Raw genomic sequence first — 3,371 nt, 5'->3', positions numbered from 1 at the left:
CGTCGACATCGTCGCCACGCCGCACGATGACCTGCCGCCGCTGACGGCCGCGCCGCCGCTGTTCACCGTCGGGGCCGCGGCGCTGGACCGCGCGCCGGAGTGGGCGCGCCTGCGGCTGTTCGGGGCGCGTCGCATCGAGATGATAGAGTGACGGGACGCCTGCACCGAGGTGAGCTGCAGCGGCTGCAATGCCGGCTTCATGCGCGGCATAGTCGGCCGCGAGCAGCAGATCGGTTTCGGGCAAGTCCTGGATATGGACGAAGGCATCGGCGGATGCGAGCCGCGCTTCGATGCCGGCGCGATCCAGCTGCATCTCGCCACCGGTCGAAAAAGCCCAGGACGAGGCCGAGAGCCAAGCCTCGCCGGCGGCCTCACGCGTCTCCGGCGTGAACGCATCCGGGATCGCCGAGAGGCCGACGCCATATTGTCCCGGCCGCGGGGCGAACACGCGCGCGGCGCGATGGCGATACGGATTGTCATCGCCCTCGTCCTCGCGGCCCGCGAGCGCCTCGGACGCCGCCTCGAACAATTGCGCCAGACCCGAGAAGACGTCGCGGAACAGGCCCGATACGCGCAGCGTGACGTCGATGCGCGGACGGCCGAGCTCCGCCAGGGCGATGATGTCGTAGCCGCTGACGCGGCCGGAAGCGTGATCCCAGCGCGGCGCGAGACCCGCCAGATGCAGCGCCATGGCAAATTCCTCGCCCGCGGTGCGCATCGTCGCCGAGCCCCAGAGATCGACCACGAGGCCCTTCGGCCAGTCACCATGATCCTGCAAGTGGCGACGCAGTAGCTCTTCCGCGAGCTTGATGCCTTGCGCATGCGCCGACGGCGTCGGCACCGCGCGCGGGTCGACGGCGAAGAGATTGCGCCCGGTCGGCAACACGTCGGTGCGGCCGCGATAGGGCGAGCCCGACGGGCCCGGCGCAACACGCCGGCCTGCCAGCGCGGCGAGCAGCGCATCGCGCTCCGCTTCGCCACAGGTGCCGCGGCCGAACACGTGCAGGCCGTCGCCGAACTGGCTCTCCTTGAGGTCGCAGACGAAGCGGTCGATCCGCGGAATCGCTTCGGCCGGTGCTGCCAGGGCATCGAGGCCGAGATCGTCTTCGAGGCCCGCCGCGCGCGCCTCGTCGCGGATCGCCGCGATCAGCCGCTGGCGGCGCGAGGGATCGAGACCATCGGCGGTCGAATATTCATCGAGCAGCCGTTCGAGCCGGCGCAGGCTTTCCGGCACCACGGATGTTTCCAGCGGCGGCGGCAGATGACCGATGCTGACGGCTCCAATCCGCCGCTTTGCCTGGGCGGCCTCGCCGGGATCGTTGACGATGAAGGGATAGATGACGGCAAAATCGCCGATCAACGCTTCCGGCCAGCAGCTCGATGACAGCGCCACGGATTTTCCGGGCAGCCATTCCAGCGTGCCATGCGCGCCCATGTGCACAAGTGCGTCGATCCCCTGCTCCCGGAGCCAGAGATAGAACGCGACATAGGCATGGCGCGGCGTGCGGGCGAGATCGTGATAGTCGCCGTCGCGCGTGGCCGCATGGCCACGCTCCGGCTGAACCGCAATGATCGACTGGCCACATTCGATCGCCGCGAAATGGAACGCGCCGTCGCGGCAGCTCGGATCGTCTTCCGGCGCGCCCCAGGCCAGCGCGAGATCGTCCTGCAAGGTTTGCGGCAGGCGCGACAGCGCCGAGCGATAATCGGCGACATTCCAGATCAATTGCTGCTTCAGCAGCGTTTTGCCGAGCGCATGAACCGGAGCGACAGTGTATCCGGCCTCCGCGAGATCGGACAGCAACGCTTCGACCGACGCCAGCGCGTCGAGCCCAACCGCATGTGCGATCTGGTGCGGCCTTCCCGGATAGTTCGAGAGCACGACGGCCAGCCGCTTCTCGCCGGCGGGCTTCATCGCAAGGCGATGCCAGGCCGCAACGCGTGCGGCGACAGCGTTCACACGCTCGTCGTCGGGCCGATGCGCCAGATGCGAGAATTGCAGATCGGGGTCGCGCATCGCCGCCGACTTGAAGCTCACCACGCCCGCAAAGAGGCGGCCATCGACCTCGGGCAGCACCACATGCATCGCGAGATCGCCGGGCGACAGGCCGCGCAGTGATTCTGCCCAGTCCTCGCGCCGCGCCGTGGAGAGCGCGACCTGAAACACGGGGCACGTCGCGGCATCGAACGGTGTCGTGCCGTCATCGCCGATCGCGGAGAACGCCGTCGCATTGACGATCGCAGCTGGAGGATCCTGCGCAAGATGCGCGCGCAGCCAATCCGCTACGCCGGGTGCCTTCAGGGACGTGACGAACAGGCCGCAGGCGTCAAAGCCCTTCTCGCGCAGCCTAACGATCAAGGCATCGACCGGCGCGGTGTCGGCAGCGGTGAGATAGGAACGATAGAAGCTGACCAGCGCGCGCGGCTTGCCCTCGCCAAACGGCGCGGCAATGACGCCGCGCGCGGGATCGTAGAAGCCCATCTCGGGCACGGTCATCTCGCCGATGACCGGTCCGGCATAAAGCCCCGAGGCCAGCGCTAGCTGCGCGATCGCGGCTTGCGCCGCGACCGGGCCACCGGTGTCGCAGAGCACCTTGAGCCGCCGCAGCGTCGAGACCGGCAGGGTCGAGAAGGCATCCAGCCGCGTGTCGTCGCGGCCGTCCGCCGGCAGCACGGCGAGCACGATGTTGCGCTCTTGCGCGAGCTGCTGGAGCGCCGCCAACCCGTACGGCCAGTAGGATTCACCACCGATCAGGCGCACCAATATGCCGCGCGCCTGCGACAGCGTGCGCTCGACATAGGTGTCGACCGACAGCGGATGCCGGAGCTCGGCAAGATTGGCGAGCCGCAGCGACGGCAGGCTGTTCCGGCCACGCCGCCAGCCGGCGGCGAACGCGGCAAGGTCGGAATCCGAATACGAGAGCACCACGAGATCGGCCGGGTCCTGGCCGATGTCTCTTGGCGTCGCGGTCTCCTCAAGACCGCGGCTCTCGCGGAAGACGACGTGCATCAGACACCAAGTCCCGCCTTGATCGCGGCCTCGTCGATGTCGCCATGCTCGCCGATCACGACGAGCTTTGACCGCCTGTGACCAGCGCCCCAGGGCTTGTCGAACTGGTGGCGGACGCGCTCGCCGACCGCCTGTAGCAGCAGGCGCATCGGCTTTCCGGCGACGGCGATGTAGCCCTTGGCGCGCAGCACGTTCTGCTCGCGCGCCAGCTTCTGGACCGATGCGACCAGCGCGTCGATGTCGGCGACCTCCGGAAGCTCGATCACGACGGAGGCGAAATCGTCGTGCTCGTGCTCCTCCTCGCCGTCGTGATGCGAGGGGCGCGCGGCGAGATCGGCCTCGGCCGCAGCGCCGAGGCCGA

At 68.8% G+C, this 3,371-nt stretch carries 2 protein-coding genes; both read right to left on the bottom strand.

The genetic code is table 11. From position 1 onward, the window contains the following. The coding region (gene cobN / locus JHD07_RS34120; protein WP_291630164.1) for a cobaltochelatase subunit CobN at positions 1–3,010 on the bottom strand (3,010 nt) is incomplete at its 3' end. Next, positions 3,010–3,371 (bottom strand): GTP-binding protein (locus JHD07_RS34115; RefSeq protein WP_291630161.1); only part of this gene is annotated, 362 nt, incomplete at its 5' end. The genes JHD07_RS34115 and cobN, both read right to left, overlap by 1 nt.

Origin of the sequence: Bradyrhizobium sp., from assembly GCF_016462955.1 — a bacterium.
Taxonomy (GTDB): domain Bacteria; phylum Pseudomonadota; class Alphaproteobacteria; order Rhizobiales; family Xanthobacteraceae; genus Bradyrhizobium.
The sequence above is the reverse complement of the archived record's forward strand: the minus strand, read 5'-3'. Positions and strand labels throughout refer to the sequence as shown.